The 24,959-nt window shown below is 69.2% G+C and carries 22 protein-coding genes; 5 read left to right on the top strand and 17 right to left on the bottom strand.

All coding sequences use genetic code 11. The features are described 5' to 3' along the window. Positions 1-55: 55 nt before the first annotated feature. The 12 genes from LX14_RS10580 to LX14_RS10525 all read right to left on the bottom strand — a co-directional run bounded on the left by LX14_RS10580 (position 56) and on the right by LX14_RS10525 (position 12,019). Positions 56-748, bottom strand: a complete 693-nt coding sequence (locus tag LX14_RS10580; RefSeq protein ID WP_253647164.1) for a hypothetical protein — start codon at positions 746-748, stop codon at positions 56-58. After that, on the bottom strand, positions 745-1,614 hold the full coding sequence (locus LX14_RS10575; protein WP_253647163.1) for an Rv1363c family protein: 870 nt from the start codon (positions 1,612-1,614) through the stop codon (positions 745-747). Before LX14_RS10575 ends, LX14_RS10580 begins: the two co-directional genes overlap by 4 nt. Continuing rightward, positions 1,611-3,047: an MCE family protein gene (locus tag LX14_RS10570; RefSeq protein ID WP_253647162.1), complete on the bottom strand. Its 1,437-nt coding sequence runs from the start codon at positions 3,045-3,047 to the stop codon at positions 1,611-1,613. The genes LX14_RS10575 and LX14_RS10570 overlap by 4 nt, the downstream gene beginning before the upstream one ends. Continuing rightward, complete coding sequence (locus LX14_RS10565) at positions 3,044-4,333, bottom strand: MCE family protein (protein ID WP_253647161.1); 1,290 nt, start codon at positions 4,331-4,333, stop codon at positions 3,044-3,046. The genes LX14_RS10570 and LX14_RS10565 overlap by 4 nt, the downstream gene beginning before the upstream one ends. Continuing rightward, positions 4,330-5,622: an MCE family protein gene (locus tag LX14_RS10560; protein WP_253647160.1), complete on the bottom strand. Its 1,293-nt coding sequence runs from the start codon at positions 5,620-5,622 to the stop codon at positions 4,330-4,332. The genes LX14_RS10565 and LX14_RS10560 overlap by 4 nt, the downstream gene beginning before the upstream one ends. Beyond that, on the bottom strand, positions 5,619-6,782 hold the full coding sequence (locus LX14_RS10555; protein ID WP_253647159.1) for an MCE family protein: 1,164 nt from the start codon (positions 6,780-6,782) through the stop codon (positions 5,619-5,621). Before LX14_RS10555 ends, LX14_RS10560 begins: the two co-directional genes overlap by 4 nt. Continuing rightward, positions 6,779-7,852, bottom strand: coding sequence for an MCE family protein (locus tag LX14_RS10550; protein WP_253647158.1), 1,074 nt, complete (start codon positions 7,850-7,852; stop codon positions 6,779-6,781). The genes LX14_RS10555 and LX14_RS10550 overlap by 4 nt, the downstream gene beginning before the upstream one ends. Continuing rightward, on the bottom strand, positions 7,845-9,017 hold the full coding sequence (locus LX14_RS10545; protein WP_253647157.1) for an MCE family protein: 1,173 nt from the start codon (positions 9,015-9,017) through the stop codon (positions 7,845-7,847). The genes LX14_RS10550 and LX14_RS10545 overlap by 8 nt, the downstream gene beginning before the upstream one ends. Before the next feature lie 4 nt (positions 9,018-9,021). Then, positions 9,022-9,870: an MlaE family ABC transporter permease gene (locus tag LX14_RS10540; RefSeq protein WP_253647156.1), complete on the bottom strand. Its 849-nt coding sequence runs from the start codon at positions 9,868-9,870 to the stop codon at positions 9,022-9,024. A 4-nt stretch (positions 9,871-9,874) separates the two neighbouring features. After that, positions 9,875-10,639, bottom strand: a complete 765-nt coding sequence (locus LX14_RS10535) for an MlaE family ABC transporter permease (protein WP_253647155.1) — start codon at positions 10,637-10,639, stop codon at positions 9,875-9,877. A gap of 221 nt (positions 10,640-10,860) precedes the next feature. Next, on the bottom strand, positions 10,861-11,751 hold the full coding sequence (locus LX14_RS10530) for a 3-oxoacyl-ACP reductase (RefSeq protein WP_253647154.1): 891 nt from the start codon (positions 11,749-11,751) through the stop codon (positions 10,861-10,863). Positions 11,752-11,830: 79 nt separating this feature from the next. Then, positions 11,831-12,019, bottom strand: a complete 189-nt coding sequence (locus LX14_RS10525) for a ferredoxin (RefSeq protein WP_253647153.1) — start codon at positions 12,017-12,019, stop codon at positions 11,831-11,833. Positions 12,020-12,158: 139 nt separating this feature from the next. Between LX14_RS10525 and LX14_RS10520 the strand changes: the two genes are divergently transcribed. From LX14_RS10520 to LX14_RS10510, 3 genes are read left to right on the top strand one after another with little or no spacing between them, the layout of a single operon-like run. Further along, positions 12,159-13,361, top strand: a complete 1,203-nt coding sequence (locus LX14_RS10520; protein ID WP_253647152.1) for an acyl-CoA dehydrogenase family protein — start codon at positions 12,159-12,161, stop codon at positions 13,359-13,361. 11 nt (positions 13,362-13,372) lie between these two features. Continuing rightward, positions 13,373-14,482 (top strand): acyl-CoA dehydrogenase family protein, encoded by a 1,110-nt coding sequence (locus tag LX14_RS10515; RefSeq protein ID WP_253647151.1) that lies wholly within the window; start codon positions 13,373-13,375, stop codon positions 14,480-14,482. Further along, a complete protein-coding gene (locus LX14_RS10510) occupies positions 14,479-16,038 on the top strand; it encodes a long-chain-fatty-acid--CoA ligase (protein ID WP_253647150.1) in 1,560 nt (519 codons plus the stop codon). The genes LX14_RS10515 and LX14_RS10510 overlap by 4 nt, the downstream gene beginning before the upstream one ends. A gap of 170 nt (positions 16,039-16,208) precedes the next feature. On the opposite strand, the gene LX14_RS10505 is transcribed toward LX14_RS10510, so the two are convergent. Beyond that, complete coding sequence (locus LX14_RS10505; protein WP_253647149.1) at positions 16,209-17,354, bottom strand: NAD(P)H-dependent flavin oxidoreductase; 1,146 nt, start codon at positions 17,352-17,354, stop codon at positions 16,209-16,211. A 26-nt stretch (positions 17,355-17,380) separates the two neighbouring features. Further along, positions 17,381-19,039, bottom strand: coding sequence for an acyl-CoA synthetase (locus LX14_RS10500; RefSeq protein WP_253647148.1), 1,659 nt, complete (start codon positions 19,037-19,039; stop codon positions 17,381-17,383). Between the two features lie 78 nt (positions 19,040-19,117). On the opposite strand from LX14_RS10500, the gene LX14_RS10495 reads away from it, so the two are divergent. Beyond that, positions 19,118-19,915 (top strand): crotonase/enoyl-CoA hydratase family protein, encoded by a 798-nt coding sequence (locus LX14_RS10495; RefSeq protein ID WP_253647147.1) that lies wholly within the window; start codon positions 19,118-19,120, stop codon positions 19,913-19,915. Here the strand turns inward: LX14_RS10495 and LX14_RS10490 are convergent. Next, the gene (locus LX14_RS10490; protein ID WP_253647146.1) at positions 19,902-20,543 is read right to left on the bottom strand and encodes a TetR/AcrR family transcriptional regulator; all 642 of its coding nucleotides are present in this window, start codon (positions 20,541-20,543) and stop codon (positions 19,902-19,904) included. The genes LX14_RS10495 and LX14_RS10490 overlap by 14 nt on opposite strands. A 58-nt stretch (positions 20,544-20,601) precedes the next feature. Here LX14_RS10490 and LX14_RS10485 point away from each other — a divergent pair, with 58 nt between their 5' ends. Continuing rightward, on the top strand, positions 20,602-22,017 hold the full coding sequence (locus LX14_RS10485) for a cytochrome P450 (RefSeq protein ID WP_253647145.1): 1,416 nt from the start codon (positions 20,602-20,604) through the stop codon (positions 22,015-22,017). 258 nt (positions 22,018-22,275) lie between these two features. Here the strand turns inward: LX14_RS10485 and LX14_RS10480 are convergent, their stop codons facing one another. Together LX14_RS10480 and LX14_RS10475 are read right to left on the bottom strand one after the other, a co-directional pair. Further along, the gene (locus tag LX14_RS10480) at positions 22,276-23,838 is read right to left on the bottom strand and encodes an acyl-CoA synthetase (protein ID WP_253647144.1); all 1,563 of its coding nucleotides are present in this window, start codon (positions 23,836-23,838) and stop codon (positions 22,276-22,278) included. Between the two features lie 64 nt (positions 23,839-23,902). Continuing rightward, entirely contained in the window at positions 23,903-24,940 is a 1,038-nt protein-coding gene (locus LX14_RS10475) for an LLM class F420-dependent oxidoreductase (RefSeq protein ID WP_253647143.1), read from the bottom strand. Between the last annotated feature and the right edge of the window lie 19 nt (positions 24,941-24,959).

Genomic DNA, 24,959 nt, shown 5'->3' with positions numbered 1-24,959 from the left:
GCCGGTAGGCGGAGCGTCCTCGAACAAGTGGAGCGTCTGCCCTGGAGGTGGAGCGTCAGCCCGCGGGGGCGGGGGCGGGGACCGGGGACGACGCTGCGGGCGGCGCAGGTGTCGACGATCCCGGCGGCGCGACAGCGCCACTGGCCGACGGAGCATCCGACGGTGCCAGGTTCAGCTTCTGTCGCAGTGAGTCGTCGGTGATGACGGTGATGTCGTCGATCAGCCAGCGGCTCCCCGAGCGCACCATCGAGTACTCGACGCGACTGGGTTCGACGCGCACCAGCTGGTTGTCACCCTTGGACACCGACTGGTTCATGAAGATGAGCACCGTCGCACGATCGGCGCTCGCCGACGAGACGCCGGCCTCCTGGATGGTCACCGTCGAGGTGACCTTCTGTTCCTTGACCTGTGCGGACAGGTTGCTGGACCGCATGATGTCGTCGTAGGTGGTCTTCGCCTTGCCCACGAGGGCCGCCTTGGCCTGGGTCACGTTGCCGTCCACGGTCTTCGGGTCGAAGCCGAACATGACGGAGGCGTAGCGCTTCCCGGCGTCGAGGGCGGCCCCGCGCGCGTCCTCGCGGTCGTTCGCCGACGACCACCGGAGGCCGAGCACGGTCGCCGCGACGGCACCGGCGATGACGAGCACCACGACGACCGCCGCGATCACTCGGACCCGCGTCGATCTCCACGGGCTCGGTGGGACCGGGGGCGCGGCGTCGGCCTCGCGTACCGGGGTGTCGGTCGTCATGTCACCCACTCGTATCCGGTCAGCTTCATCGCGCCGTCGATCCTGCTGACGGTCACCTTCCAGCGGAACGTCTGCACCACCGGCTGCGGGTTGTTCATCGTCCATCCCGAGACGATCAACACGGTGGCCTGCTCGGCGTCGCTGGAGACGACGGCGTCGGCCAGGATCGTGCCCTTGGTGGTGACGTTCTGCGACTTGATGAGGTCGACGGTCTGCTGCAGCGTCTGCTGGGTGTCCTCCAGGGCCTTGCCGCTCGCGTCACGTCGGAACTCGTCGAGGGTGGCGTCGACGGTCGCTGGGCTCAGCGACGTCAGGTTGACGACCATCTGACGCGCGAAGGCGACGTACTCCGCCCTCTGCGCGGCGCGGTCGTCGACGCGCGCGGTCCCGACGGCGAAGAAGACCGACACCGCGGCGAGCGCGGCGACGAGGAGGACGGCGACCGTCCCTGCGAGGTACAGCCCGAGGCGCGATCGTCGCAGCGGGGCGCGCCGCGCGACGGCCGTTGCGCCGCGACGTCGTTCGCGGTAGCTCAGCGTCGCCCCGGAGCGGCTGGGTGAGGCCTCGGCCGACGTCTCGGCGGCGTCGACGGCCTCGGATACCGCGTCGTCGGGAGCGGTCTCGGCAGGGGCGGTCTCGGCGGGGGTGGGTGTCGATGTCCGACGCAGGCCACTGATGGGTGCCGAGCGCCGGACGGGCCGCGCGGGCGCGGACGGGGCACTCGGGGACGTGCTCCCCGATGCAGGCGTCGAGGGGGTCGTGTCGGCCCCGGGCGGTCCCGCGGGTCGTCGGACCCGCCGACGGGAACGCCGGCCGTCGCGATCGAGGCGGTCGTCGGCCCCTGCGCTCGTCCCGACCGCGCTCATCCCGCCACCGTCCCGGTGATCAGGCCCTGCCATGTGGTGCTTCCTCCTCGGGCACCGCCCTGCCCGGCGGTGGTCGGGTCCCCCGCGGCGACGGCATAGGTCTTGCCGTCGGGTCCGATCGCGGTGCCCGACCCCGGATCGTACGCGCCGGCGTAGACCGACGGCTTCCCGTCATAGGACGACGGTGTGGCCGGTGTCAGCTTGCCGTCGGGCAGGCCGCTGATGCCCGGGATGCCCTGCGGGAAGGGCACGTTCTCGGCCAGTGGCTTGTATCCCGTGCGGCACTCCTCCGGGGTCGAGGCGCGCCGGCCGGGGAACTCGACGCACGGGAAGTTGCGCGTGCCGCGAACCGCGACGTTCGAGTCCTGCGGCACCCGGCAGAGGAGTCCGGGTGGGATCTCCTGGGGCGTCTGGACTGCCGGTGATCGTCGGGCCGAGGCGGGCAGGAATCCGACCGTGCACGTGCCCGGGTCCTGGAAGCCGAGCGCGAAGTCGACGTTGGCACCCTTGCGTGGGTCCTCGTTGTTGACCGCCGAGACCAGGGCCTGCAGGACACGCGGGTAGAGCACGAGCACCTGCTGGAGGTTGGGGAGGTAGACCGCGAGCGTCTTGCCCGCGGTGGCAATGTTGTCGATGAGCAGCGGGAGCGTCTGGTTGAACGAGGCGAACAGATCTCGCGCCTGCGACACCGTCCCGGGCCCCTTCGCCAGGATGCCTCGTAGCTCGGGGTCGTTGGCACGGAGCTGATCGGTGACCGCGGCGACGTTGGCCGTCCACTGCCGGATGTCCCCGACGGTCGCGGTCTGTGTGGCGAGCAGCGGTTCGGCCTGCTCGATCAAGGTGCGGGTCACCGCGGAGTTGCGGTTCGCCTCACCGGCGAACAGCGTCAGCGAGTCGAGGAGTCGCTGCAACTGCTCGGCGTTGCCGTCGAACGCGTCGAAGGTCTCGTCGAGGACCCGACGCAGCTTGGTGCTCTGCACCGACTTCAGCAGCGCGTCGGTGCGGTCGACGAGGTCGGAGATCTCCGTGGGCACGGCACCGTTGCGGATCACCGATCCGTCGCGGAGCGTGGCGCCGCCGGCGTCCTCTCCGGGGGTGAACTGGACGAACTGCTCACCCACCGCCGAGACGCTCTGCACCGATGCGGCCGACGACGCGGGGATCTTGCGGTCGCTCTGGATGGACAGGTCCGCCTGGACGCCCGTGGAGGTGAGCCGGACCGCGTCGACGCGACCGACCGTGACACCGCGGTAGGTCACGTTGGCGTTCGGGTAGATGCCGCCGGTACTGGGCAGGTCGAGATGCACCGTGTACCGGCCTATCCCGAGCATCGACGGCACCTGGATGTAGAACACGCCGACGACGACGAGCGACACGACCGCCACGAGCGAGAAGATCGCCAGCTGGATGCGGACGAACCGGGAGATGGTCACGGGCGGCCTCCCGACGGGGCCGCCGGGCCGGTCGGGGCCGCCGGGCGGGTCGGGGACGCCGGGGTGGACGGTGCGGTCTTCTGCAGCGGGTCGTCCTGCAGCGGGGCGACGAACGGGTTGACGTTGCGCTTGGCCGCGCCCGCCGGCGCCCCGAGCGTCGCCTCCGGGCCGTAGACGAGGGCGGGCGTCGTTGCACCGAGACTGGCGAACGCACCGCGGGTCAGTCGTCCGTCGGTCAGGTCCAGCTGGATGGCGCCGTTGACGAAGTCGCCCTTGACGATCTTCGGGATCACCGACTCGGCGAACGGGAACGTGACCAGCACGCCGAGCGACCGCGTGAGCGACTGTCCGCTCTCCTGCAGCTGCGCCAGCACGGGCCGCAGGTTGCTGACGATCGTCGTGATGTCCTGGCTGTTCGCGTCGAGGATGTCGTCGACGGTCCGGCTGAGGCGACCCGTCGAGCCGAGCGTGTCCGTGAGGTTCGTCCGCTGGTCGACGAGGAGTTTCAGCGACGCCGGGAGCTGGGTCAGTGCGCGGTCGACGGCGGGCTTCTGGTCGTTGATGCTCGCCGCGAGCCGGTCGATGCCGGAGATGGCGTCGATGATGCTGTCGCGCTGCTCGTTCAGGTCGCCGACGAGCGTCGTGAGCCGCGGGATCAGGGCGCGGATGGTGTCCTCGCGACCGCCGAGCGCGCTCGACAACTCGTGCACCACGTCACCGACCTGCGCCAGGCCGCCACCGTTGAGCACCACCGACAGCGAACTGAGCACCTGTTCGACGGTCGGGTAGGTGCACTGCGAGACCTGTTGCGCCTCGGTGAGGTCGGCCACCGCGGGCCGGTTCTCCGGTGTCGGCACCTCGGCCTGATCGGGGCAGTTGGTCGACGACAACCGACCACCCGGCGGGAGCACCCCGCCGCTCGGGTTCTGCGGCTGCACGATCTGCAGGTTCAACGATCCCAGGACACTGGTGAGGCCGACGATCGCATAGGAACCGGCGGGGACGCGGGTGCCCTTGTTCAGGCGCAGCGTGATCCGGGCCTTCCAGTTCTCCACCGTGGTGCGCCCCACGCTGCCGACGGTCGCGTCGTTCATGAGGACCGGCGCGTTCTCGACGAGGTTGGCCGCGTTGGGCAGCACGGCGGACAGCTCGTAGGACCCGTCGCCGGTGCCCTGCGCACCCGGGACCGGCAGCGAGTTCAGTCCCTGGAACGAGCAGGCCGAGGTCGCGAGCACCGCGGCGCACGTCGCGCCGATCGCTGCGGCGCGGAACCCGCGGGCGCTCATCCCTGACCCCCGAACGGCACCAGCAGGTTGGCCAGTCCGACGTTGCCGCCGTAGGCCCGTCGGGTCTGGGCGTCCTGCTGCACGATGCCTTGCTTGGCCCGCGCCTCCACCGAGTCGTTCTGGTAGGTGACCTGGCCGGGGAGTGCGTTGCGGCCGGTGACCGGGTTGACCAGTGCCGGTGGGTAGTTGACCGAGATCGTCGACAACAGTGGTCCGAGGACGTCGACGCACTTCTCGGCGTCCTGGGGCGAACTGCCGGGCCGATCGGTGCCGGCGATGGTGCCGCACAGCAGGTTGATCAGGTTGCCGAACTGCCCGAGGCCGAAGATTCCGCTCAGCGACGCCGTCATCGGGTTGTAGATGTTGTAGAAGTTCGACAGCTGCGTCGGCGCCGAGTGCAGCAGTCCCCGGATCTGCTCGTCCTTGCGGGCGAGGATGTCGGTGGTGTCCGCCAGTCGCGCAACCGATTCGGTGAGACGACGTCCGTTGGTGTCGATGAAGGTCTTGAGGTCACCCAGTGCGCCGTCGAGGTTGGTCAGGGCGCCGTCGAGATTGCGGGTGTTGTCGGCGAGAACCTGACTGACCGAGGCGATGCGGCCGTTGAACTGGACGATCTCCTCGTGGCTCTGCGAGAGGGCGTCGGTGAGCGACTGCAGGTTCCGGATGGTGGAGAACAGGTCACCTCGGTTGTCCGACAGGGTCTTGGTCAGCGCCGAGAGTTCGCGCACCGAGCGTCCGATCGCGGCGCCGTTGCCGTCGAGGTTCTTGTCGGCGGTGTCGACGAGACGCGCGACCGACCCCGGGTCCGCGCCGTCCGGTCCGACGGCCTCCGACAGCTTCGTCAACTGCGCCTTGATCTGATCCCACTCGACGGGCACCGCCGTGCGGGCCATCGGGATCGTCGCACCGGCCGCCATCTCGGGGCCGCTGTCGAAGACGGGGTTGAGCTGGATGAACCGTCCGGACACCAGGCTCTGCGCGACGATCACGGCCGACGCGTTCGCCGGTACCCGCACGTCCCGGTCGACGTGGAACGTGACCTTGACGTCGTCCGACCGCGGCGTGATCGACGCGACCGACCCGACGTCGACCCCGATGACCTTGACCGGGTCACCGGCGTAGAGGCCGTTCACCTCGGTGAAGTACGCGGTGAAGGTCTTGTAGGTGACCCGCTGGTAGGCCATGTAGGCCGCGATCACCACGACGATGATCACGAGCGTCGCGACCAGTCCGATCCAGAAACGCCGACCGAGGTTCGCGGGGCTGAGGTTCTGCACGCTGAAGGTCATCGCTGCCCCCTGTCACGCGGGGTGTCGGGCACGGGGACGGACCGGTCGGGGTCGCTCTCCTGGTCCAGGCGGGGGAAGAAGTTCGACAGGAACAGCGGGTTGCCGCTGTAGGTGAACGCCTTGTACGCCTCCGGGTACTTCTGCCGCAGGAGCAACAGGAAGGTGTTGGTGTAGTCGCCGAACGTCGGGATGCCCACGTAGGACGAGAAGTACGGTCCGCTGGACACGGCCTCACCGACCACGTTCGCGTACGGCCCGAGGCGGTCGAGGGTGGCGTTCAGGTTCGCCCGGTTGTCCTCGAACACCGTCAACGCCTTGTTCAGGTTGGTGAGCACGGGGTTCAGCTGCGCGTTGTTGTCGGCGATGAAACCGCTGACCTGCGCGGCGACGTCCTTGACGCCGACGATGAGCTGCCCCAGCGCCATCCGCCGCGCCTGCAGCTCCCCCAGCAGGGAGTTGGCGTCGACGAGGAGCGTGTTGATCTGCTTGCCGCGTTGCGCGACGACGTCGGTCACCGACTTCGCCCGCCCGAGCAGGGACCGCAGCGCGTCGTCGCGGTCGGCGATCGACTTCGACAGTCGCGCGACACCGTCGACGGCGCCCCGGACCTGCGGCGGGGTGTCGCTGAAGGTGTCGGACAGGGTGTTCAGCGCCCGGTTGAGGGTCCCGGTGTCCGTCTGCTCGAGCGTCGACGTGGTGTCGTCGAGCGCGTCGGTCAGCGAGTACGGCGACAGCGTGTTGCGGAACGGGATCTCCTGTCCCGGTCGCAGCCGACCGCTGCCGTGCGGTTCGACGGTCAGGTTGCGCCGACCGAGCACCGTCTCGGTCTTGATCGACGCCTGGCTGTCGGTGCCGACGATCGTCCCGTCGGCCATCGTGAACGACACCTTCGCCGCGGTGCGGCCGCGCGCGGAGCCGTCGTCGGTGTGCGCCAGCGCGATCCCGTTGACGGTGCCGACCTGCACTCCCGACACGACGACGACGTCCCCCGGGCGGAGTCCGCCGGCGTCGGAGAAGTAGGCCGTGTAGACGCTGCCCGTCGACAGGAACGGCAGCTTGTCCATCTGCAGGGCGGTGATCACGACGAGGGCCGTGACGACGACGCCGATGATCCCGATGCGTGCGCGGCTGGTCCCGCGTGTGGGCGTGGAGAAGGTCATTTCGGCACCGCGCATCGTCCCCCGGGATTGGTGGTCGAGCCCGAGTTGTTGATCGACCGGTACACGATCTCCTCGTGGTTGGGTCCGGTGACGAAGAGGTCGACGCGGCACAGCCAGATCTGCAGCCACGCACCGTAGCTGCCGAGGTTGGTCAGCTTCTTGAAGTCCTCGGGCAGACGCCCGAGCAGCCCCCGCAGGTACGGCGCGTCGGCGTCGATCGCTCCTGCGACCGCCCCGGTGCTGCTCACCACCTGCTTCAGGTTCGGACGGTTGGTGTCGAGCAGGTCCGCGAGGCCGTTCGTCGCCTGCGAGATGTCGGTGACCGCCTGCCCGATGGTGGACCTGTCCGAGGCCAGACCGGACACCAACTGTTGCAGGCGATCCAGGGACGTGTCGAGACCCGACTTGTCGGCGTCGAGCGTACCGAGCGCCTGGTTCAGGTTGGTGATCACACTGCCGATCAGGCGATCCCGGTCGGCGATGGAGTCGGTGAACGACGCGGTGGTGCGCAGCAGCTGGGTCAGTCCGGCGCCCTGGCCCTGGAACACCTGGATGAGCGAGTTCGAGAGCTTGTTCACCTCGTCCGGCGCGAGGGTGTTGAAGAGCGGCTTGAACCCGCCGAGGAGCTTGTCGAGGTCGAGGGCGGGCGAGGTCTGGCCGACGGGGATGTGGCCGCCGGACGAGAGCAGCGCCGAGGGGTCACCCGATCCCTCGGTGAGCTCGAGATAGCGGTCACCGGTGAGGTTCTCGTACCGGACGTTGGCGTGCACCGACCGCGGGAGCCGGTACTGCTCGTCGACGGAGAAGTCGACGGTCGCGGTGTTGTCCCGGTCGAGTGACACCCCGCTCACCTTGCCCACCTCGACGCCGGCGATGCGCACCTTGGTGCCGGACTTGAGCTGCGAGGCGTTGGTGAACGTCGCCGAGTAGTCGCTCGTCGACCCGCTGCGGAACTGGCTGAAGACGACGACGAGGCCGACGAAGACGAGCACCATCGACACCCCGAACGCGCCGAGCTTGATGGCGGTGCGGCGGAACTCGATGTGCCGCTGCTTGAGGACGTCAGCCACGGGCGGCCGGTCCGAACATGAGCTGGAACAGCTTCTCCGGGTTGTACTTGGCGGTGAAGCGGGGCTGGTAGGGCTGCGGCGCGTTGTCGGTGACGTAGAACGGCGGGTGCCGGGGGTCGTTGAAGTCCGACAGCCCGTACCCGCATGTCGGCGCGCCGTTCGCGTTCACCCGCGGCAGGTCCTCGGGGTACCGGTACGGCTCCTTGCCCGGCAGCAGTCCCGCGTTGAGCGAGATGTAGCCCGTCTTGTCGCCGAAGATGGGCAGCGCCTTGGGGAGGACGCCGGCGGCGGTCTTGAGGAAGCACGCGAGCCCCGGCGACTGGTACCCCAGCAGCTGCGAGACCGGGTCGAGGTTCGTCAACGCACCGATGAGCGTCTGCTTCTTCGGCGCGACGATGGAGTTCACGGTGTTCGCCAGTCCGGTGGTGTTCACCAGGAGGGCGTCGAGGCCGGACGCGTTGTCCAGCAGCGTGTTCCCCACGGTCGTCGTGTTGTCGAGCGCTCGGGCGATGTCACCGAAGGTGTCGGCGTAGACGTCGGCCACCGTGGCGGTGTCCCGGAAGTCCGCATTCAGCGAGTCCAGCGCCGGGTTCAGCGCGCCGACCGTCGTCGACAGGTCGGCGAGTCCCTGCCCGATCTGCTGTCCCCGACCGTGCAGTGCGGTGTCGACCGCACCGAGCGTCGCGTTCAACTTCTCCGGTTGCAGGGCGGCCAGCACGCCGACGAGCCGGCCGAACACGCTGTTCAGCTCGACCTGCACCCGGTCGGCGCTGATGGTGGAGCCGGACCGCAGGTTCGGCCCGGAGGAGTTCGCGGGCACCGAGAAGTCCACCGACTTCGCCCCGAAGATGGTGTTGGACCGGATCTGCGCGGTCACGTCGGCCGGGACACGCGACAGTTGGTCGCTGTCGACGTCGAGGTGGAGCACGACGTGGTCGCCGTCCGAGCTGATCGTCGCGACCTTCCCGATCGTCACCCCGCGCAGTCGCACCTTCGCGTTGGGGTTCATCACCAGCCCCGCACGGTCGGCGGTGAGGGTGACCGGGACCGTCGAGCGGAAGGCGTCGAAGAACTGCATCACCGACAGCGTCACCGCCGCGACGATCGCGGCGACGAGCACCACCGCGGCCAGGCGGCGTGCCGTCAGGGAGTGTTCGGTCGCCATCGCGTCAGCCGGCCAGGTTGAAGTCGCCGTCGGCGCCGTAGATGGCGAGCGACAGGAGCAGGGTGATGACGACGACGACGATGAGCGACGCGCGCACCGCATTGCCGACCGCGATGCCGACGCCGACGGGCCCACCGGAGGCGTTGTAGCCGTAGTAGGTGTGGATCATCATGACCGCCACCGCCATCGCGATGGCCTGCACGAACGACCACAGGATGTTCGACGGTATGAGGAACGTCGAGAAGTAGTGGTCGTACACACCCGAGGACTGGCCGTAGAACAGGACGGTCGCGAACCGGGCGGCGAGGAACGACGCGACCGAGGCGAGCGCGTAGAGCGGGATGATCGCGATGAGGCCGGCGATGATGCGGGTGCTCACCAGGTACGGGATCGACGAGATGGCCATCGACTCCAGGGCGTCGATCTCCTCGCTGACGCGCATGGCCCCGAGCTGCGCTGTCGCACCGGCCCCGATCGTCGCGGCGAGCGCGATACCGGCGATCACCGGGACCGCGATGCGCACGTTGATGAACGCCGAGAAGAAGCCGGTGAGGACCTCGACACCGATGTTCGACAGCGAGCTGTAGCCCTGGACGGCGATGGTGCCGCCGGTGAACAGGGTGAGGAACCCGACCACGACGACGGTGCCGCCGATGAGCGCGAGCGCGCCCGAGCCCATGCTGATCTCGGCGATCAGTCGCAGGGTCTCCTTCTTGTACTGACGCAGCGCACGCGGGATCGCCACGATGCTGTCGATGTAGAACATCGCCTGGTCGCCGAGGGCGTCCCACTCACCGGTCGACCGCTGCGCGATGCGGGACCCGCGGAAGCTGATGCTGTGCGGAAGGACCATGTGATCAGCCCCCCGTCGCCTTGAGACCGACCGCGGTGACGACGACGTTCACGACGAACAGCGCCATGAAGGAGTAGACGACGGTCTCGTTGACCGCGTCGCCGACGCCCTTGGCGCCGCCCTTCACCGTGAGCCCGCGGTAGCAGCCGACGAGGCCGGCGAACAGTCCGAACAGCGCGGCCTTGACCATCGAGATGATCAGCTCCCCCAGCCCCGTCAGCAGGGTGAGGTTGGCGATGAACGCCCCCGGGTTCACGTCCTGCAGGTACACCGAGAACACGAAGCCGCCACCGAGGCCGATGGTGCACACCAGGCTGTTCAGCAGCAGCGCCACGATCGTCGACGCGATGACGCGGGGGACGACGAGTCGGTGGATGGGGTCGATGCCCAGGACGCGCAGCGCGTCGATCTCCTCGCGGATGGTGCGCGCGCCGAGGTCGGCGCAGATGGCCGTGGCGCCGGCACCCGCGACGATGAGCACGGTCACGATGGGGCCGATCTGGGTGATCGTGCCCAGGGCCGCACCGGCTCCCGAGAGGTCCTGCGCACCGATCTCGCGCAGCAGGATGTTCAGGGTGAAGCTCACGAGGACCGTGAACGGGATCGCGACCAGCAGGGTGGGCACCATCGACACACGCGCGATGGCCCACGACTGCTCGACCGTCTCACGGGCCTGGAACGGGCGGCGTGGGAGTTCGCGCGCGGCGGCGACGGCCATGCCGACGAAGTCGCCGACGCCGTTGAACGGGGCCGCCAGTCGTGTTCTCACCGACTCTCCTCACACACTGCCGCGTCGTGGGGCCCGACCCGTTCGGCCCCGTTCCGGGAGGCGAACCCACGACGTCCGATCCTGCTGTCCGATGCCTGCCGCCCACGCTGACGTGCTGCGACAACGGCTTTCGGGCCGCCCGAGGCGCTCGGTCGAAGGGAACTTAGCATGCGTCCAATTGGTTGCCGTGGATGTTGGTGGAATACACAGGGCCGCCCGCCTCACTGCGCCAGCGCGCGTGCGGCGGAGAAGGTCTGCGCGGGGTCACGATCGGCGAAATAGCCGGTCAGACGGTCGGACAGAGCCGCCGGATCCCATGCGTCGCCGTCGGCGGCGAAGGTCTCCTCGACCGTCGGCGCCGCCATGAGCATCACCTTGGGTCCGTAGACGACGAACACCTGTCCGGACACCGACGCGGAGTCGGGCCCGGCGAGGTACTGCACCAGGCTGACGACGTGGTCGGTCGAGAGCGGGTCGACGCCGTCGGCGGGGGCCTCGCCGAAGACCGCTGCGGTCATCGCCGTGCGTGCCCGCGGACAGATGGCGTTCGCGGTGACCCCGTGGCGGCTGAGGACGCGCGAGGCCGACAACGTCAGGGCCGTGATCCCGGCCTTGGCGGCGCCGTAGTTCGCCTGACCCTCGGGGCCCAGCAGACCCGCCTCCGACGAGGTGTTGATGATCCGCCCGTAGACGGGACCGCCGGACGCCTTCGACGCCGCCCGCCAGTTCGCGGCGGCGTTGCGGTTGAGGAGGAAGTGGCCGCGCAGGTGCACGCGGACGACGAGGTCCCACTCGTCGTCGCTCATGTTGAACAGCATCCGGTCCCGCACGACGCCCGCGTTGCACAGGAGGACGTCGAGCGAGCCGTGGTCCTCGACCGCGGTCCGCACGATCTCGGTCGCGGTGGAGGACTCGCCGATGTCACCCGCGACGACGACGGCTTTCCCGCCGGCGGCGGTGATCGCGTCGACGACGTCGCTGTCGTCGAGCGCGCCGGCGAGATCGTTCACGACGACGGTGGCACCGAGCGCCGCCAGTCCGACGGCCTCGGCGCGGCCCAGACCGGCGGCGGCACCGGTGACGACAGCAACGCGTCCCTCGAGAGATTGCACGGGTAGAACCTGTTCTAATTCCGCGTCGATGTCAAGGGGCTCGAACCCCTCACGGGTGCCCTGGTCGCCGGGCGCGGGATCACTCGATGGACAGCGCGGCCTTCGGGCAGTTCGCGACCACCTGACGCATCTCCTCGAGGCGGTCGTCGGGGACCTCCTCCTGCAGGATCACCAGGTAGTCGTTGTCGTCGAGGTCGAACACGTCCGGAGCCATCCCGACGCACACGGCGTTGGACTCGCAGAGGTCGAAATCAGCCTTGATACGCATGTCGCTGCCTTCCTAGCCGGGGCGCGTCGGTTGACGCACTCCACCGATCCACGTTAGAACGTGTTACAGAACTCGACCATGCGACCTGCGCATGGGGGTGGTGGACAGTTCTGACAACGATCGTCTCATGGAGCCCCGAATGCGTATCGCCTACACCGAGTCCCAGGAGCAGCTCCGTCGGGAGCTCCGCGGCTACTTCGGGCGGTTGATGACCCCCGAGCGACGGGCGGCGTTGGCGTCGGACTCCGGCGAGGTCGGGGCGGGCAACGTCTACCGCGAGGTCGTCGCGCAGATGGGTGCCGACGGGTGGCTCGCCCTCGGGTGGCCCACCGAGTACGGCGGCCAGAACCGTCCGATGATGGACCAGCTGATCTTCACCGACGAGGCCGCCATCGCCGGCGTCCCGGTGCCGTTCCTGACGATCAACTCGGTGGCGCCGACGATCATGCACTACGGCACCGACGAGCAGAAGGCGTTCTTCCTCCCGAAGATCGCCGCGGGCGAACTGCACTTCTCCATCGGCTACTCCGAACCCGGCGCGGGCACCGACCTCGCAGCCCTGCGCACCACAGCACGGCTCGACGGCGACGACTTCGTCATCAACGGGCAGAAGATGTGGACCAGCCTCATCCAGTACGCCGACTACATCTGGCTGGCCTGCCGCACCGACCCGGCGTCGATGGAGCCCGGGGGCAAGAAGCACAAGGGCATCTCGATGATCATCGTGCCGACGACCGCGGAGGGGTTCAGCTACACCCCGGTCCACACGATGGCGGGCGTCGACACCAGTGCGACCTACTACTCCGACGTCCGTGTCCCCCGGTCGGCACTGGTGGGCGAGCTCGGTGGCGGGTGGCCGCTGGTGACCAACCAGCTGAACCACGAACGCGTCGCCCTCTGCTCGGCGGCCCCGATCCAGCAGGCCCTGCGCGAGACCGTCGAGTGGGCGCAGAACACGAAGCGGGCCGACGGCAACCGCGTCATCGACGCCGAGTGGGTGCAGCTGAACCTGGCGCGCGTGCACGCCAAGGTGGAGTTCCTCAAGCTGATCAACTGGAACATCGCGTCGACGGCCACCCAGGGCGGTTCACCGTCGCCGGCGGACGCGTCGGCCACCAAGGTGTTCGGCACGGAGTTCGCGACCGAGGCCTACCGGCTGCTCATGGAGGTGCTCGGGCCGGCCGCGACGCTGCGGCGCACGTCGCCGGGTGCCCAGCTGGCCGGACGCATCGAGCGCTTCCACCGCTCGTCGCTGATCCTCACATTCGGCGGCGGCACCAACGAGATCCAGCGCGACATCATCGCGATGCTCGCCCTGCGACAGCCCGCCCAGAAGCGCTGAGAGGCCAGGACATGGACTTCCGCCCCACCGACGAGACCACGGACGTCGCCGGTCTCGCCCGCGACATCGCGACGAAGATCTCGACGCCGGAGGCGATCGCCGCGGCCGAGGCCGCCGGGGACCCGATCGACGCCCGACTGTGGTCGGCGCTCGCCGACGCGGGCCTGCTCGCCCTGGAGGCCGACGAGGCCGACGGCGGGGCCGGACTCGGCGTCGTCGAGAGCGCTGCGGTCGCCCAGGAACTCGGCGCGACCCTGGCGCGGGTCCCCTTCGGTCCGCACGCCATGGTCGCCGTGCCCGTTATCGCCACGCATGCCGCGGCGACACTGCGGGCGACCTGGCTCCCGCGCATCACCGACGGTTCGTCGATCATCTCGGTCGGGATCGACGGCGAACTGTCCGAGGACCCGCTGGCACCGACGGTCACCGCGCGACCCGACGGCGACGGCGTCGTCCTCGACGGCACGGTCCTGTCGGTGCCGTTCGGGCGATCCGCGGCCGCCGTCATCGTCACCGCGACCGCACCCGACGGCGTGATCGCGGTCCTCGTCGAGACGACCGCCGACGGCCTGACCATCGAGGACGCCCTCACCACCGGCCTCGTCCCGGCGGCGCACCTCGACCTCGCAGGCGTCCGGGTCGACGCGACCGCCGTGCTCGGACGTTCCGACGTGGTCGCCGCGGTGGTCGCGCGGGTGACGTTGGCGCAGTGCGCCGAGCAGGTCGGTGTCGTGACCGGCGCACTCGACCGCACCGCGGACTACGCCCGGGAGCGCGAGCAGTTCTCCCGTCCGATCGGGTCGTTCCAGGCCGTCGCCCAGCGACTCGCCGACGGCTACATCGACGTGCGGGCCGCGACCCTGACCACGCTGCAGGCGGCGTATCTCGTCGGCGCCGGCGAACCCGCCGACACCGAGCTCGCCACCGCCAAGTTCTGGGCGGCCGACGCCGGCCACCGCGTCGCCCACACCGCGGTGCACGTACACGGCGGTGTCGGCATCGACACCGACCACCCGCTGCACCGTTATTTCCTGCGGGCCAAGCAGAACGAGTTCGCATCGGGATCGGCGACCACCGCGCTGCGGCGGATCGGCGCTGCCCTCGCCGCCGAACCGGTGTGACCGAGGAGTTCTCGCTCGCGGATCTGCTCGAACGGCTCGACGACGTCGACGACCGCGGGGTCCGATGTGCCGGCGGTGAGACGTCCTGGCGTGACCACGTCGCGACCGCGCGACGGTGGGCGCGCGCACTGCGGGCGGACCTCGACCCCGCCCGGCCCCCGCATGTCGCCGTCCTCCTCGACAACACCCCGGATTTCGCCGTCGTGCTGTCCGCCGCGGCCCTCGACGGTCTCGTCGTCGTCGGCCTGAACACCACCCGCCGCGGAGCAGCACTCGCCCGCGACATCGCCCTGTCCGACTGTCAACTGGTGCTCACCACGCCGACGACTGAGCCTCTCCTCGACGGCGTGCCCCTCGGCGACGCGCGGCACGTCGACGTGAGCACCGACGCGTGGGCGGCGCGGGTGCAGGCGCAGTCCGACGGGCCTCTCGACCCCGTCCACCGCCCGTGTCCGCGCGATCTGTTCATGCTCATCTTCACCTCGGGCACCAGCGGGCACCCGAAGGCCGTGCGCTGCGACCACGCGAAGGTCTCCGGTGCCGGGAGGATGCTCGCCGGCCGGTTCCGCCTCGGACACGACGACGTCGTCTACCTCGCGATGCCGATGTTCCACTCCAACGCCGTCATCGCCGGCTGGGGCGTCGCGGTGGCGGCCGGGGCGTCGATCGCACTGCGCGAACGCTTCTCGGCGTCGGGGTTCCTGCCCGACGTCCGTCGCTTCGGCGTCACCTACGCCAACTACGTCGGTAAGCCGCTGAGCTACGTCCTGGCGACACCGGCGCGCCCCGACGACGCGGACAACCCCCTGCGGGTCGTCTACGGCAACGAGGCCTCACCGTCGGACATCGTCGCCTTCTCCGAGCGGTTCGGGGTGCGTGTCGTCGACGGCTTCGGCTCCACGGAGGGCGGGGTGGCGATCGGCCGCACCCCCGACACCCCCGCCGAGGCTCTCGGACCGCTCACGCCTCCCGTCGAAGTGGTTGACATCAAGACCGGACTGCGCTGCCCCGCAGCCGAGTTCGACTCCCACGGTCGCCTGCTCAACGCCGACGTCGCGGTGGGTGAGATCGTCAACACCGCCGGCGCCGGTGCGTTCACGGGGTACTACGGTGACGCGGACGCCGACGCCGAGCGGATGCGCGGCGGCGTTTACCACTCGGGGGATCTCGCGTACGTCGACCGCGACGGGTACGTCCACTTCGCCGGCCGGATCGGCGACTGGGTCCGCGTCGACGGCGAGAACGTCGGGACCGGGCCGATCGAGCGCATCCTCCTGCGACACGGCGCCATCCGACTCGCGAGCGTGTACGGGATCGGGACCGACATCGGGGACGAGATCGTCGCGTCGATCGTCGTGGGCGACCTGACCGCGGCCGGCCTGTCGGAGTTCCTCGCCGCACAGTCGGACCTGGGCCCCAAACAGTGGCCGCGCCACATCTGTGTCGTCGACGAGCTGCCGACCACCGCCACGTTCAAGGTCCTGCGGCGCGACCTCGCCGCGTCGACCCCGACACCCACGTGGACCCTGGATCCGGCCACCCGCACCTACCGCTGACGTCCCACACCCAGGTCTCGCGCTCCAGTTCCAGCGTTCGCGCTCCACTTTTCGAAGGACGCTCCGCCTGCAGGCGGAGCGTCCTCGAACAGGCGGAGCGTCTACGGCGAGGCGCCCTGGATGTGGAGCGTCTGCAGGCGGCCACCCTGGAAGTGGAGCGCCCGAGCGGGTCAGGCAGGCGCGGTGTGCGGCAGCGTCGCGGCGAGACGCTCGACGGTGCGCGTGTACTCCTCGACGAGATCCTCGATGAGATCCGCCACCGGAGTGATCGCGTTCATCCGGCCGACGATCTGCCCCGCGGGCATGGCGACGACCTGCGGATCGGCGGCGGCCGAGATGCGGGAGTGGGCATCGGCGACGAGCAGGTTCTGCAACGGCATCGGCAGCGGGGCAGGCGCATCCGGCGCGTCCCACGCATCGGTCCACTTCGTCTTGAGCAACCGGGCAGGCTTGCCGGAGTAGATGCGACGACGCACGGTGTCGTGGGATGTCGCGGCCAGCAGCGCCTGCTGGATCGTCGTCGGACCGTCGCCGGTCGCACCGAGGCGATACTCCGCAGCGGTCAGCCAGTACGAGCCCATCCACACGCCGTCCGCCCCCGAGGCCAGCGCGGCGGCGATCTGTCGGCCGCTGCCCACCCCGCCCGCGGCCAGGACCGACGCCTGGCCGGCGACCGCGTCGACGACCTCCGGCCACAGCACCACCGACGCGATCTCACCGGTGTGGCCGCCCGCCTCGTAGCCCTGGGCGATCACGATGTCGACACCGGCCTCCAGGTGGTGCAGCGCATGCGACCGGGCTCCGGCCAACGCCGCCACCTGCACCCCGTGGGCATGCGACGTGGAGATGACGTCCTCCGGCGGCGACCCCAGCGCGTTGGCGATGAGCTTGATCTGGCCGTGGCGGTCCGCGTGTTCCATCGCGACGTCGACGTGGGACCGCGCGACCGAGTGCAACCAGCCGAGAACGCCTGCGTTGACGCGCTCCTCCCCCTCGATCGCGGGCACGCCGAGCTCGTCGAGGGTGCGTTCGACGAAGGCGCGGTGTTCGGCCGGGATCATCGAGTCGAGGTCGATCTTCGACCCCTCGGTGGGGACCGTGGCCGGCATGACGATGTCGACGCCGAACGGCTTGCCGTCGGTGTTCTCGTGCATCCACGTGAGCACCCGGTCGAGTTCGTCGGCCTCGTTGAACCGGACACACCCGAGCACCCCGAGACCGCCCGCGCGGCTGATGGCCGCGGCGACGTGCTCGGAGGGGGTGAAGCCGAAGATCGGGTACTCGATGCCGAAGCTCTCGGTCAGTGCGGTGCGCATGCTGTGCCTGTCTGTGTGGGTGGCCGTCAGGCCCGGGTGGAGGTGACCTCGAGGGTCTCGTCGGCGGGACGAGACCCCGTGATCTCCTGTCCCCATCGGTAGTTCGGCTTCCCCGCGGGCGACCGTTTGATCTCGTCGACGAACCACACGCTGCGCGGGCACTTGTAGCCGGCGATCTGTTCGCGCGCGACGGTGTTGATGTCGGCGAGGGCGGGACGATGACCGTCGCGGGCGGCGATCACCGCGGCGACCCTGTTGCCGTACCGCTCGTCGGGGACGCCGACGACGACGGTGTCGAAGACGTCGGGATGGGCCTTGAGTGCCTGTTCGACCTCCTCGGGGAAGATCTTCTCGCCACCGGAGTTGATGGACACCGACCCACGGCCGAGCATCGTGATGGTGCCGTCGCTCTCGTACCGGGCGAAGTCACCCGGGATCGAATACCGCACACCGTCATAGGTCTTGAACGTCTTCTCCGACTTCTCCGGATCGTTGTGGTAGCGCAGCGGGATGTTGCCGGTGCGCGCCATCAGTCCGACCTCGTCCGAGCCGACCGGGATGACGGTGCCGTCCTCGCGCAGCAGCACGGTGTTCGGGTCTGCCTTCACCCGTGGGCCGCCCGCGTGGGCCTGCCCCTTCTCGACCGCGGTCATGCCGCCGAATCCGGTCTCCGACGAGCCGATGGCGTCGACGATCACCGCGTTCGGGAAGCGGTCCACGTACTGGTCCTTGACGCTCTGGGAGAAGATCGCCGCCGACGACGCGATCGACAGCACCGACGAGGTGTCGTAGTCCTTCTCCAACAGCGCCTCGATCATGGGGCGCCCCATGGCATCCCCGGTGATGAAGACGACGTTCGCCTTGTGACGCTCGACGATCTGCCACGTCTGATGAGCGCCGAACTCGGGGTAGATGATGGCCTTCTGGCCGCCGAACAGGGCCTGGAACACCGCCCACTGCGATCCGCCGTGGATGAACGGCGGGATGGGGAAGCGGACGAGCTGACCGCCCGCGGCACCGTCGTTCGCGAGCTTCCACTCGTCGGTGACCGCTTCGCCGGTGTACCAGTCGGTGCCGCCACCGAGCACGCGGAAGACGTCGTACTGACGCCACACGACGCCCTTCGGCTTCCCCGTGGTCCCGCCGGTGTAGAGGATGTAGAGGTCGTCGTCGGAGCGGTCCTCGAAGTCACGCTCGCTCGGGTTGTTCGCGACGGCGTCGTCGAACTCGATCGCGTCGGCGGTGAGGTGCCCGTGGTTCAGGGCGTCCGCGATGTCCTTGCCGGTGCCGTCCTCGATGACGACGAGGTGCTTCAGATCGGGGGCCTTCGGCAGCACCTTCGCGACCTTCTGGGTGTACTGCCGCTCGTAGATCAGCACCGTCATCTGCGAGTCGGTGAAGATGTGCTCGAGCTCGGCCTCGACGTAGCGGAAGTTGACGTTGACCATCACCGCGCGCGCCTTGAAGATCGCCACCATGGCCTCCACGCTCTCCAGCGTGTTGCGGCTGTAGAGCCCGACGGTGTCGCCGGGCTGCACGCCGAGTGCCCGCAACTGGTGTGCGAGAGCGTTGCTGCGTGCCTCGAGTTCGGCGTAGGTGCGTGAGGCGCCGTCGGTCTCCAGGGCCACGCGCTCGGGCATGAGGTCGACGGCGTGTTCGACGAGGTCGGCGATGGTGAAGGCCATGGTGACAAAACTAGAACGTGTTACCGTTTTGGGCAAGGAATCCGCAGAACACCTGCCTGATCGAGAGGGAGTCGCACCGTGCCGGACACCCCTGAGCCCGAATGCCTCGTCGAGAAGCGCGGACACACGCTGATCATCACCCTCAACCGGCCGCACGCCCGCAACGCACTGTCGACCGAGATGATGCGGATCATGGTCGAGGCGTGGGATCGGGTCGACTCCGACGACGACATCCGCGTCGCCGTCCTCACCGGCGCGGGTGGGTACTTCTGCGCGGGTGCCGACCTCAAGGCCATGAGCAAGCAGGCCCCGGGTGACAGTTTCGACTCCGGCGCGTTCGACCCGACCCATCTGCCGGCCCTGCTGAAGGGACGACGGCTCACCAAGCCGCTGATCGCCGCGGTCGAGGGGCCCGCCATCGCCGGCGGGACCGAGATCCTGCAGGGCACCGACATCCGCGTCGCCGGTGAGAGTGCGCGCTTCGGCGTCGCCGAGGCCCGCTGGGGGCTGTTCCCGATGGGCGGCAGCGCCGTTCGCCTCGTCCGGCAGATCCCGTACACGATCGCCGCGGACATGCTGCTGACCGGCCGGCAGGTCACTGCACCGGAGGCGCTGTCCTACGGACTGATCGGCTACGTCGTCCCCGACGGCACCGCGCTGGAGAAGGCGCTCGAGATCGCCGACCGTATCGCTGCGAACGGACCCGTTGCCGTGCAGAACATCCTGCGCACGATCCGCGACACCGAGGGCCTTCACGAGATGGACGCGTTCCCGGTCGAGACGGCACTGGGCAAGAAGGTGTTCGCGAGCGACGACGCCAAGATCGGCCCGAAGGCGTTCGCGAGCAAGGAGAAGCCGGTCTTCACCGGGAGGTGACGGCCTCCCCGTCGAGGAGCTGGGTCATCACCGGGGTGAGCACGGTCGGCGGCAACCCCGACAGCGCGCCGAAGAACGCCGCACGGCACATCGCCACGACGTCGTCGGGTGCGACGCGCTTGTCGGTGAGCATCTCGTAGGCGGCAGCCCGCAACATGCCGATCCAGCTGCGCAGCGTGAGGACGAGGATCGGCGCGGGGTCCTCGGTCGCTCCGGCCGCCGCGAGGATCCGTTCGACCTGGATGTCGATGGACCCCGACACCAGCGCGACGATGTCCGGGTCCGAGCTGACACCCCCTCGGAAGACCGCGCGCACCCCGTACTCGTGGTGCAGGCAGTGGTCGACGAAGGCGCGGATCCCGTTCTCCAGCTGCGTGATCGGCGGCTGCGTCGGGTCCGGCGCGGTCTCGTGCATCAGTCGCTCGTTCTCGCGACCCAGCATCGCGACGAAGAACTCCCGCTTGCCCGGGAAGTAGTGGTAGAGCAGTCCCCGCGAGACGCCGGCGAGCTCGGCGACGCGCTCGATGTGCACCTCGTCGTAGGGATGGGTCGCGAAGAGTTCGACGCCGAGGTCGAGGAGTTGGTCCCGCCTCCTCGCCGGGCTCATCCGCGTCCGCGTGGTCGTCACCCGGACAGGATAGCCGCCGCTACTTGACACCGGTTCAACAGCGCGGGACAGTCGAGTCGTGGCACGCAACGACTGGAACGGCCGACAGTTCCCCCACCCCGACGGCCGCCGCCCGGTCGTCGGCGATCTGGCGACCATCGACCGACACCGACCGATCCAGAGCATGCTGGAGGCCTCGAGGGAGCTGGGCCCGATCTGGGAACTCAAGGTGCTGCGCCAGCGACTGGTGTTCGTCGGCACCGCCGCACTCACCGCCGAACTGTGCGACGAAACGCGCTTCTGCAAGGCGTTGCCGCCCGCGGTGGACGCCTTGCGCGACTACGCCGGCGACGGTCTGTTCACCGCGTACAACGAGGAGCCGAACTGGCAACTGGCCCACGAGCTCCTCGCGCCGGCGTTCACCAAGTCGGCGATGCGCTCCTATCACCCGCTGATGATCGAGACGGCGACCGAGCTGTTCGACTACTGGCAGCAGCGACTGGCCGACGGCCCCGTCGACGTCTCCCGCGACATGACCAAGCTGACCATGGAGACGCTGACGCGCACGGCCTTCAGCCAGGACTTCGGGTCGTTCCGGTCCGCCGAGCCGCACCCCTTCGTCGCCGCGATGGTCACGGCGCTCGAGACCGGTCGCCGGAAGGGGACGGTGCGGACCATCCCCGGCGGCAGCGCCCTGGCGTGGCTGCTGGACCGCCGCTTCGCGCGTCACCAGGACTACGTCGACACCATGCTCGACGAGCTCATCACCGCACGGACGGGAACCGACGACCAGCACGACCTGCTCGGCATCATGCTCAACGTCGCACACCCGGAGACCGGCGAGAAGCTGTCACCGATCAACATCCGGTATCAGATCCTGACGTTCCTGGTCGCCGGCCACGAGACGACCTCCGGGGCACTGTCGTTCGCACTGCACTACCTCGCCCGCAACCCGGAATGCCTCGCCCGCGCCCGTGCCGAGGCCGACGAGATGCTCGGCGACGACCCCACCGCGATGCCGGAGTTCGAGCAGGTGGCCAAGTTCCGCTACATCCGTCGGGTGCTCGACGAGTCGCTGCGGATCTGGCCGACGGTGCCCGGGTTCGGTCGCGGCCCGCGGGGGTCGACGACACTCGGCGGCGAGTACGCCATGGACACAGACGACTACGCCGTCGTGAGCCTCGGTGCGGTGCACAAGGATCCGGCGGTCTGGGACGAGCCGGACCGCTTCGACCCGGACCGCTTCCTCCCCGAGAACGTCAAGAAGCGCCCGCCGCACAGCTACAGGCCGTTCGGGGCGGGGCTGCGGTCGTGCATCGGGCGCCAGTTCGCGATCCACGAGGCGGTGCTGGTGCTGGCGACCATGCTGCACCGCTTCGACCTCGAGGCCGATCCCGACTACGACCTCCGCGTCACCGAGCGGTTGACGATGTTGCCCGAGGGTTTCGAGCTCACCCTGCGTCCCCGGACCCGCGCGGCGGTCCCCAACGCCTGACGCACACCCGTCTGTCGGGCGGTAGGGACCGTTCGTTGGGCGGCAGGAACCGTCGATTGGGCGGTAGGAGCCGTTCGTTGGGCGGCATTCGCGATCAGATCGCTGCTCAGGTGCGGGGATGCCGCCGCAGCGACGGCGTGACCGCGTCCAACGGGACGGCGAGACGGGCTCCGAGCGCCCACCAGATGGTTCCTGCCGCCCAACGGACGGTTCCTGCCGCCCAACAGACGGGGTGGGGGCCGACAGACGGGCTCGAGGTCAGATCGCGCGTTCGGCGTTCTCCCAGTACGGATCCCGGAGTCGACGCTTGTAGAGCTTGCCGTTGTCGGCGCGGGGCATCTCGTCGATGTAGTCGATGGACCGCGGCAGCTTGAACTTCGCCAGCCGCTCCCGCGCGTACGACATGAGCTCGTCGGTGAGCGCGTCGTCGCCGACGACACCCGGCGCGGGCTGCACGACGGCCTTGATCTCCTCGCCCCAATCGGCGTGCGGCACACCGAAGACCGCGACATCGGCGACCTTCGGATGCACCGCCAGCTCACCCTCGATCTCGGCGGGATAGATGTTGACGCCACCGGAGATGATCATGTCGTTCTTGCGGTCGAGGAGATACAGGTAGCCGTCGTCGTCCATGTACCCGATGTCGCCGGTGGTGAACATGTTCCCGACGCGGGCCTTCTGGGTCTTCTCCTTGTCCTTGTAGTACTCGAAGGAGGAGCCCTTCATCTCCATGTAGACCTGGCCGCTCTCACCGCGGGGCACCTCGTCGCCGTTGTCGTCGAGGATCTTCACGACGGAGTACGACCACGCCTTGCCCACCGATCCGGGGTGGGTCAACCACTCGTCGCCGAAGATCGTGGTGCCGCCGCCCTCGGTGGCGGCGTAGTACTCGGTCACGACCGGCCCCCACCACTCGAGCATCTGCTGCTTGATCTCCCGCGGACACGGTGCGGCGCCGTGGATCATGTTCCGCAGCGACGAGACGTCGTACTTCGCGCGGACCTCCTCCGGCAACGCGAGCAGGCGGTGGAACTGCGTCGGCACCATGTGACTCTGGGTCACCCTGTGCTTCTCGATGAGCGCGAGCATCTGTTCGGGATCCCACTTGTCCATCAGGACGACCTTGTGGCCCAGCTGCATCGAGATCATCACGAAGTTGACGACGGCCGTGTGGTAGAGCGGCGACCCGCAGATGTGGACGTGGTCGTCGTGCGGGACGAGGCCCATCACGCCGAAGAACCCGATGCCGCCGAGGGCGGCCTGCTCAGGAGCCGCGCCGGTGAGCGGGCGTCGCACACCCTTCGGCTTGCCGGTGGTGCCCGACGTGTAGAGCATCGGAGCGCCGGTGGTGCGGTCGTCCGGGAGACCGTCGTCCACGCCGGCGACGAGGTCGTCGAGGGGACGGAACCCGTCGACCGACCCCACCGCGAACAAGTTGTCGGCGGAGAACCCCGCCTCCCGGGCCGCGATCTGGGCGGTCTCGGCGAACCATTCGTGGGCGACGAAGATCTTGGCCTCGCTGTCGCCGAGGATGTAGGCGATCTCGGGTCCGGTGAGGTGCCAGTTGACGGGCGCGAGGTACAGCCCGATCTGCAGCGCGGCGAACTGCAACACCACCGTCTCGACGCAGTTGGGCGTCGCGATGACGAGGGTGTCGCCGGTGACGAACCCGTGGCGGCGCAGACCGTTCGACACCCGGTTGGCACGCGAGGCGATCTCACCGTAGGAGTGCTCGACCCCGTCGGGGTCGACGAGAGCGATGCGCTCGGGGGTCTCCCGGGCGATGTTCCACAATCCGATCGGCGCGTCGGGGCTGGACACTGTTGCCTCCTCGAGCGGCGGGTGGGCCGCGATTTCTAGAACGTGTTCTAGTCCTGCGCGGCCATTAGACCAGCTCCCCCAACCGGCGGACAAGGTCGGCCGAGCGCGCGGTCACCATCAGCATCGACACACCGGCCGCCTCCCACCGCTTGATCTCCGTCCGGACGGTCTCCGTGTCGCCGACGATCATGGTCTCGCGGACCAGCTCGTCGGGGACGGCAGCGATGGCCTCGTCGCGACGGCCCTCGGCGAACAACGCGCTGATCTCGTCGACCGCCTCGGCGTACCCCATCCGGCGATAGACCTCGGCGTGGAAGTTGAGGTCCTTGGCACCCATCCCGCCCAGGTAGAAGGCGGTGATGGGCTTGTAGGAGTCGACGGTGGCGGCGACGTCGTCGGTGATCTCCACCTGCACGGTCGCAGCCACCTCGAACTCCTCGCGCGTCCGACGCGCACCGGGGCGACTCATCCCCTCGGCCAGCCACTCCTCGTACCGGTCGGCCAGTCGCGGCGTGTAGTAGATCGCGAGCCACCCGTCGGCGATCTCGCCGGCCAGCGCGATGTTCTTCGGTCCCTCTGCGCCCAGCCAGATCGGCAGATCGGACCGCAGCGGGTGGGTGATCGGTTTGAGCGACTTGCCGAGTCCGGTCGCCCCCGGCGCGTCGGAGGGATAGGGCAGGGGGTAGTGCGGACCGGCGTTGATCACGGGGCCCTGCCGGTCGAGGACGTCGCGGATGACCTGCACGTATTCACGTGTGCGCGCCAACGGCTTGGCGAACGGCTGCCCGTACCACCCCTCGACGACCTGCGGCCCGGACACACCGATCCCGAGGATGTGGCGGCCGCCGGAGAGGTGGTCGACCGTCAGCGCATGCATCGCCAGCGAGGTGGGTGGCCGCGCGGAGATCTGCGCGACCGCGGTGCCCAGGCGGACCCTTGAGGTCGCACTCCCCCACCACGCCAACGGGGTGAAGGCGTCCGAGCCCCACGACTCGGCGGTGAACACGGCGTCGAACCCGGATTCCTCGGCCGCGGCGATCAGCTCCGGGGCGTTCTCGATGGGGCCCGCGCCCCAGTAGCCCAACTGCAGTCCCAGCTTCACGTGAGCCTCCCGGAGACGG

It is taken from the genome of Williamsia deligens, assembly GCF_024171765.1.
Lineage (GTDB): Bacteria > Actinomycetota > Actinomycetes > Mycobacteriales > Mycobacteriaceae > Williamsia_A > Williamsia_A deligens.
Note: the sequence above shows the minus strand (reverse complement) of the source record. Positions and strands in the feature narration are given on the sequence as shown.

Coding starts and splice junctions, on each gene's coding strand:
- LX14_RS10565 (WP_253647161.1), bottom strand. CDS start 4,333: ATGAGCGCCCGCGGGTTCCGCGCCGCAGCGATCGGCGCGACGTGCGCC.
- LX14_RS10540 (WP_253647156.1), bottom strand. CDS start 9,870: ATGGTCCTTCCGCACAGCATCAGCTTCCGCGGGTCCCGCATCGCGCAG.
- LX14_RS10560 (WP_253647160.1), bottom strand. CDS start 5,622: ATGACCTTCAGCGTGCAGAACCTCAGCCCCGCGAACCTCGGTCGGCGT.
- LX14_RS10515 (WP_253647151.1), top strand. CDS start 13,373: ATGGACTTCCGCCCCACCGACGAGACCACGGACGTCGCCGGTCTCGCC.
- LX14_RS10525 (WP_253647153.1), bottom strand. CDS start 12,019: ATGCGTATCAAGGCTGATTTCGACCTCTGCGAGTCCAACGCCGTGTGC.
- LX14_RS10545 (WP_253647157.1), bottom strand. CDS start 9,017: ATGGCGACCGAACACTCCCTGACGGCACGCCGCCTGGCCGCGGTGGTG.
- LX14_RS10520 (WP_253647152.1), top strand. CDS start 12,159: ATGCGTATCGCCTACACCGAGTCCCAGGAGCAGCTCCGTCGGGAGCTC.
- LX14_RS10500 (WP_253647148.1), bottom strand. CDS start 19,039: ATGGCCTTCACCATCGCCGACCTCGTCGAACACGCCGTCGACCTCATG.
- LX14_RS10580 (WP_253647164.1), bottom strand. CDS start 748: ATGACGACCGACACCCCGGTACGCGAGGCCGACGCCGCGCCCCCGGTC.
- LX14_RS10555 (WP_253647159.1), bottom strand. CDS start 6,782: ATGACCTTCTCCACGCCCACACGCGGGACCAGCCGCGCACGCATCGGG.
- LX14_RS10575 (WP_253647163.1), bottom strand. CDS start 1,614: ATGAGCGCGGTCGGGACGAGCGCAGGGGCCGACGACCGCCTCGATCGC.
- LX14_RS10505 (WP_253647149.1), bottom strand. CDS start 17,354: ATGCGCACCGCACTGACCGAGAGCTTCGGCATCGAGTACCCGATCTTC.